Annotated in this window: 6 protein-coding genes; 3 read left to right on the top strand and 3 right to left on the bottom strand. The window is 40.9% G+C overall.

The annotated features are described in order from the left end of the window. The first annotated feature begins 1,076 nt into the window (after nt 1-1,076). Nucleotides 1,077-2,336: a bifunctional rod-capping linker CpcD/ferredoxin--NADP reductase PetH gene (cpcD/petH, locus tag AC2JBO_RS41285; protein ID WP_496959420.1), complete on the top strand. Its 1,260-nt coding sequence runs from the start codon at nt 1,077-1,079 to the stop codon at nt 2,334-2,336. On the opposite strand, the gene AC2JBO_RS41290 is transcribed toward cpcD/petH, so the two are convergent. Beyond that, a complete protein-coding gene (locus AC2JBO_RS41290; protein WP_496959421.1) occupies nt 2,333-2,455 on the bottom strand; it encodes a hypothetical protein in 123 nt (40 codons plus the stop codon). The genes cpcD/petH and AC2JBO_RS41290 overlap by 4 nt on opposite strands. 193 nt (nt 2,456-2,648) lie before the next feature. Between AC2JBO_RS41290 and AC2JBO_RS41295 the strand changes: the two genes are divergently transcribed. Then, nucleotides 2,649-3,947: a homoserine dehydrogenase gene (locus AC2JBO_RS41295; protein WP_496959422.1), complete on the top strand. Its 1,299-nt coding sequence runs from the start codon at nt 2,649-2,651 to the stop codon at nt 3,945-3,947. Nucleotides 3,948-4,032: 85 nt separating this feature from the next. Continuing rightward, nucleotides 4,033-5,061 carry an S-layer homology domain-containing protein gene (locus AC2JBO_RS41300; RefSeq protein WP_496959423.1) on the top strand — a complete coding sequence of 343 codons (1,029 nt, stop codon included), beginning with the start codon at nt 4,033-4,035 and terminating at the stop codon, nt 5,059-5,061. Between the two features lie 92 nt (nt 5,062-5,153). On the opposite strand, the gene AC2JBO_RS41305 is transcribed toward AC2JBO_RS41300, so the two are convergent. Then, complete coding sequence (locus AC2JBO_RS41305) at nt 5,154-5,585, bottom strand: CAAD domain-containing protein (RefSeq protein ID WP_496959424.1); 432 nt, start codon at nt 5,583-5,585, stop codon at nt 5,154-5,156. A gap of 497 nt (nt 5,586-6,082) precedes the next feature. Beyond that, a complete protein-coding gene (locus AC2JBO_RS41310) occupies nt 6,083-6,922 on the bottom strand; it encodes a DUF2382 domain-containing protein (RefSeq protein ID WP_496959425.1) in 840 nt (279 codons plus the stop codon). Nucleotides 6,923-7,139: the final 217 nt, after the last annotated feature.

Raw genomic sequence — 7,139 nt, forward strand, 5'->3', positions numbered from 1 at the left:
TACTAAAACTTCAATTCTCGAATGTTTTTTTTCACACAACAGACTCTATGATGAGGCTCGGAGTTACCCCACTGGCATATCCCAATGCGCCTTTCTGCCACCCAGCATCGCCATAAAGCACGCTACGGGTAAAAAGAAATACTCTATTCACCCGAAGTTATTTATTTTGATTCGTTGCTGGTAAGTATTTAATCCTAGTGTTATATGGGATTTTAACAGAAGGAGGTGAAACTATACAAGGCTTAATTTGGGGAAGAATAATTATGACTTGACATCTTACTTCGGGTAATTGCATTCTGATTGAACGTATGAAGCTATACGCATGTTTCTGCCAATCATAAATAAAATTTTAGCAATGACTACCCAAAAAAGTTGTGAATAAGGTATAATAATATTTTTTTAATCTTTGGAAAGATAATTTTAACTTTTACGGGATGCAGTATTTTATTCGAGGCGCGCAAGAGATGTCAACTAATAACGGTTGACAGAATTTTCACATCAAGTAAAACTTAATATTATAGTTGCTTATATTACGTGGAAAGGAAAGTAGGGATATGTAGTGGTTGGATTAAATAGACGTTGCATTAGCTACAAGGTGCTACATGTTACTAGGCTGATTAATTTTAACCCAGTTTATACGTGCTTAACTTTTACCATGTAATAAGGGTGACGTGTACGGTTGTATCGGAAACAACTGACACGCTTAAGTATAGCTTCCTAGCAGGAGCGCTAGCCCAGAGCGTTCTATTACTCCTCCCAGTTTTAAGCGCTCTCAGGAAGGCGCCTCCACAGCTGAACACGAGTCGAGAGCTACCTCTGTATGTTATGGAGGTAGCATTTCAAGAAGAAAAGATTAAATTGACTCATTATTAACATTCTCCAATAGACTTATCCTTTACTTTAGTAGGGTACACAGGTGTGTTTTTTCAGTGCCTGCATGTCTATGGCGAGTGTGACAAGGCATTGTTTTGGAATGCCGATTTTTAGCGCGACATTGCTAGTTACTTGTAGCAGCATTGATCGCGAAGAGGGTTTTTGAGTTGCATGTTAAGTAAAAATCGGAGTGGTAATAAGAAATGAACAATCAAGGTGCCGTTGAGGGTGCTGCCATTACAGCTAATGGTAGTCGTGTATTTGTTTATGAAGTGGTGGGTCTGCGAACTAGCGACGACACCGAGCAAACAAGCTACCCTATTCGTAAAAGCGGCAGTGAATTCATCAGAGTGCCTTACAACCGCATGAACCAAGAAATGCGGCGCATAGCTCGTCTAGGCGGCAAAATTGTTAGCATCCAACTAGCAGGTATATTAGAACAACCAAACGGTAACAGTTCAACAACAACAACTGCGGTTGCTAACATTGAAGGGAATGGAAAAGCTACATCTGAGCAACAGCCCAAAAAGAGTAAAGAAGGCAAAAGCATGACTCAAGCGAAAGCCAAACACGCTGATGTTCCCGTCAACATTTACCGTCCGAATGCTCCTTTCATTGGTAAATGCATCTCGAATGAAGCGCTAGTTAAGGATGGTGGTATCGGTCTTGTACAGCACCTCAAATTTGACCTGACCGGAGGTGACTTGCGATACATCGAAGGTCAAAGTATCGGTATAATTCCACCAGGACTAGATAAGAATGGTAAGCCTGAAAAATTAAGACTTTACTCCATCGCCTCGACTCGTCACGGCGATGATGTAAATGATAAAACAGTTTCGCTTTGTGTTCGTCAGCTAGAGTATGAACATCCAGAAACCAAAGAAAAAGTGTTTGGTGTTTGCTCGACTTTCTTGTGTAACCTCAAACCTGGTGACGAAGTTAAAATAACTGGCCCTGTTGGTAAGGAAATGCTCTTACCCGAGGACACTGACGCTAAAGTTATTATGATGGCAACTGGTACAGGTATTGCGCCAATGCGCGCGTACTTGTGGCGGATGTTCAAAGACGCAGAAAAAGCAGCTAACCCTGAATACCAGTTCAATGGTTTTGCTTGGTTGATTTTTGGTGTTCCTACAACTCCAAACTTCCTTTACAAAGACGAATTGGAAGAAATGCAACAGCGTTATCCAAATAACTTCCGTCTCACTGGCGCCATCAGCCGTGAGCAAAAAAATCCAAGCGGCGGTAGAATGTACATTCAAGACCGCGTTGCAGAACATGCAGATGAGTTGTGGAAACTGATCAAAGAACCCAAGACACATACCTACATTTGCGGTTTACGTGGAATGGAAGACGGTATTGACGCAGCTTTAAGTGCTGCTGCTGCCAAAGAAGGTATCACTTGGAGTGACTACCAAAAAGACCTCAAAAAAGCTGGTCGTTGGCACGTTGAAACCTACTAATAAGTAGAAAGTGCTGAGTGCTGAGTAGAAAGTGCTGAGTGCTGAGTGCTGAGTAGAAAGTCTTCAGTATGTAGGTACTGATAAATAGTAATAAGTGACCTTTTGAGTAGGGTGGGCATTGCCCACCCTATAATGTTTTTTATTGTTGATAAATATTATCGAGTTCTCTGTTATGAGTTTTTTGTTGTGAGTTCTTTGTTATGAGTTTTCTTTTGTGATTTCTGCCAAATTGTCTTTAATCTCTAACACTTACTACTCAGTACTCAGCACTCATTACTCAGCACTCCGGAACTCTATTAGAGGGTGCCTTTTATGGAAATAAAATTAGGAATATTAGGATTGGGTACAGTTGGAACTGGAACTGTACAACTGCTTCAAGATAATATCGGGCGCCATTCACTGTTAAAGTCAGTTGAAATTTATCGAGTTGGTGTAAAATCTCTCGATAAAGCTCGTGCTGTTACACTACCTGAATCTGTTCTGACTACCGATTTACAATCAATAGTCAACGACCCAGAGATAGATATTATTGTTGAACTTATTGGTGGACTTTCCCCAGCGCGCGAGTTAATCTTAAAAGCAATCGCAAACGGTAAACACATTGTCACAGCAAACAAAGCTGTAATATCAAGGTTTGGAGCAGAGATTTTTACTGCTGCGAATAAAAATGGTGTATACGTAATGCTCGAAGCTTCGGTTGGTGGTGGTATTCCAGTAATTCAACCGTTAAAGCAGTCTTTGAGCGTTAACCGCATTCAGGCAGTTACAGGTATCGTTAACGGTACTACTAACTATATATTGACGCGAATGCAAACCGAAGGCAGCAGCTTTGACGCGGTTTTAGCGGATGCTCAAAAATTAGGCTATGCTGAAGCAGACCCAACTGCCGATGTTGATGGCGCCGATGCAGCCGATAAAATTTCTATATTGGCATCGCTCGCTTTCGGTGGACGTATTAACCGCGAAGAAGTTAACTGCGAAGGTATTCGACAAGTCAGTAAAACTGATATTGCCTACGCTGATAAATTAGGATTTGTTATTAAACTTCTAGCTATAGCCAAACAAATATCTTCTACTTCTCCTCCTCGTCTCTCCGTCCGCGTTCACCCTACACTAGTTCCCAAAATTCATCCTCTCGCGAGCATTAACGGTGTGTATAACGCAATACTTGTTGAAGGAGAACCTTTAGGACAAGTTATGTTTTTCGGCCCTGGTGCAGGTGCAGGCGCCACTGCCAGTGCAGTATCATCAGATATTTTAAACTTGGTCGCGCGGTTAAAAAATGGAGATAACAAATCCTTTTTAGACCCACTTTTAGGTTGTTCACATCAAGATTACTGTCAAATTGCTCCCCAAGACGAACTGAGCGCAAGATTTTACGCGCGGTTCTTAACAAATGACCAACCTGGAGTTATAGGTAAATTAGGTACTTGTTTTGGTCAACACGGTGTAAGTTTAGAATCTATTGTACAAACAGGTTTTCAGGACAAGTTAGCCGAAATAGTTGTTGTTACACACGATGTATTAGAAGGAGATGTTAAACAAGCGCTAGCAGAAATACGTACATTTGAAGCAATAGATAGTATTCCCAGCTTGCTAAGAGTCCTATAATTGATTCTCAAATATTTACTTACTCAGCACTCAGCACTCAGCACTCAGCACTCATCACTCAGCACTCATCACTAACGAACGTAATATGACAAACCTACCTCCTTCTGATCCCAGGTCATCTCAACGAAGTCCGCTCGACTTCGATGAATTCATTGGAGTAATAGTTGCATTTACAACAATAGGTGCCATTCTTTTCTGGTCATTTTCACGTAAAGATACTGGATGGGATTTAAGCAAGTTACTACCAACTCCAGCACCTAGCGCCCAACCTACTCCTGGCGCCAACCCAAATAATTTGCTACCTGGATTATCTAACCAAACAAACCCGAAATTAGGAATTCCAGTACCTGTTATTCCACCTGTACAACCAAACAAAGATACTTCTATAATTGTACCGTCTGTTGATCAACCCAACCAACCACCTAGTTCAAGTGTAGTAGTAGTACCTCCAGCAGCAAACACTAACCCGGCGCCGTTTCAGGTAACAACCCCAGTCGCAGGTCTCCCTGTAACTCCACCACCGCGCGCATTTACGGATGTTCCTGATAACTTTTGGGCAAAGCGTTTTATTGACGTACTATCATCGCGTCAAATTATTACCGGGTTCAAAGATTATTCATTCCGACCAGATCAACAAATTACTCGCGCGGAATTTGCTGCTATTGTTGAACGAGCGTTTAACAAAGACATTGGACAAACAAAGTTAGCCTTTACAGACATTCCAGCAGGCTATTGGGCAACTGGGTCAATAAATGATGCAATTAGCACAGGTTTTATGAAAGGGTATCCTGATAAAAGCTTTAAACCAGAACAAAAAATTTCCCGCGTTGAAGTATTAGTTTCGCTCGTCACCGGTTTAAACCTCAAGACACAAACGGCGCCTGAGCGGGTAATTGCTGTTTACCAAGACGCGAAAGATATTCCTAAGTACGCAATAAATAGAGTCGCAACCGCTAGCTTGGAAGAACTTGTAGTTAACTACCCCGACCGAAACTTATTGGCGCCAAATAGACCCGCAACACGAGCGGAAGTCGCAGCATTAATTCATCAAGCATTAGTACGTACAGGTAGATTACCCGCCATCAAGTCAGATAACATTGTTAACATCAAGTAGGGTGTGTGATGCCATAACGATTGGACAACGAAGCGATAATCTAGTGGCATCACGCACCTGTTCGCGTCAAGTCAGGTGCGTGACGCGACTACCTAGCTGGCAACTTCTTTACCTACAACTTGCTTCTTGATAGTTGTGATTTCAGAGGTTAACTCTTCGCGACTCGATGCTTTAAGTAAATAACGATAGATAAACCAAGCAGAGTAACCAATCCCGATTAATTCAAAAGTTGGCGCCACTAAAGGAATATCATTTAATGCATCTAATATTGCCAGGACAACCTTGAGTGTAACAATAGCGGCCACAATCAAGCCTAGTACAGTTAAAGGCTGTCTATATTTGTTGAATATAGACCCAGCATATTCGGGAAGAGTTGCTAGAAAGCTAGAAATTTGCTCTCCATACTTGAGCCATTCGTCTTGCGACTGCGAAGGCTGAATTTTGGTAATCGTTCCCGGTTGGGTATTTAATTCTTGCATCTTTTCTTGTGGAGATTGAGTTTCCATGATTTCCGGTTCTTGCATGTGACTTCCATTTATTATGACAGTTGATTTCTTCTCCTCTAGAGGTCAACAGAGCGAAGGACGCAATTTTTGCTTCCATCGAATATTACCTTCAAACAACTACAAATAAACTACTCAAGTAGAAAATCTGTAGTCGGGTAGAAGTCGGTTTTACCCATTGGAGATACAATACGCAACTGCAAGTTCGTGTTTTTGTAATCTCGAATTCCCTTGTTTGTATCGATTCTACGCTGTGTCAGTGGACATTTACAGCTAGATTCTACTTTCAAGGCGAGAAAAGTTGTTCACTTTTCTTTTATACAAGCCTTGGCGCCGTTTTTGAACGACATTAAGCTATATTAAGATACTTTCTAATAATTTAATCGTTGCTATCAGTACAATTACTTGTATAAACAAATTGATATTTTCGCTCTTTATAGTTACTATAGTCGGTTGGTATGGTGGGCACTGCCCACCATACGTACAAATACTTTTTTCAAAAACAATTTAAGCTTAGGTTAAATTCGGTCGCGATTAATGTTTTTGTCGTTAACGTTTAAGTTACCTTGGGTGTCAATATCTAATTCTTCACGACGAATTGTTTCAGTCGCTTCAACGGTTTCTTGGTCAACAACTTTTTTGATGCGGACTTCTTCACGTACATATGCTTCTTTACGAATATCTGGTGTTTCTTCGTAAAGTTCAATGCGCGCGACTTCTCCTTCAGTAAATGAAGCTTTACTCGTATCAACTACAGGTTGCTCGTTAGTAGGAGTAGTACGCTCAATTACGACTCGCTCTTTTTCAATGGGTACTGACACTCTTGCAGTTTCGGTCTCGATATGCTTTCCTACAGTTACTTCTCCTGCCTTGACACGGGTTTTACTAGCAATCAATCGTTCTTCGTACAATTTGAAGGTTTGATTGTCGCGCGCATTCAAATCATACAGGTTAGAGTCATGTTGGTAGTTGTATGTATCGCGATTATAGTTAACATCTTGCGAGGTTGGACGATATGCTCTACGCACTCCTTCCTCATAATCATAGTCAACAACAATATTATCTCTATATTCGGGTAAATGTTCTACCTGTTGTTTACTCAGTCCATCGACATAAACGCGCTTCTGGGTATAATCAATTCGAGATAATCCTACTGGTAATAAAATACCTTTACTTGTCGAATCATAGGCTGTATTGATAACTAAATAACGAAATTTGCCTTCGTCATCAACGAGTACATCGTCAACAGCACCAACTTTAGTACCACTTTCGGTATAGAGGTCTAAACCTTTAACGTCATCACCGCCAAATGTGTCTTTGTAATTTGGGTCGAAGCTAGCAAGTTTATGGAGAGCCATAATTTTAGTTACAATTATGTTTATTGTCTGTAATTTTAAAGATATAAACATATATTCTTATTCGTATCTTGCTGGCGACTGAATTATACGTGACGCTAGACTGATTTTTTAATACAGTGTAGTCGGAAATCAGGATTAATCGGACAACCTGAATTGGTGAGGTCGAAGGGAGCTATTACACTCCGCTCCTCCCCTTTAGAACCGGACGTGAAAGTTT

It is taken from the genome of Calothrix sp. CBUCES-K 9914 (assembly GCF_059640475.1).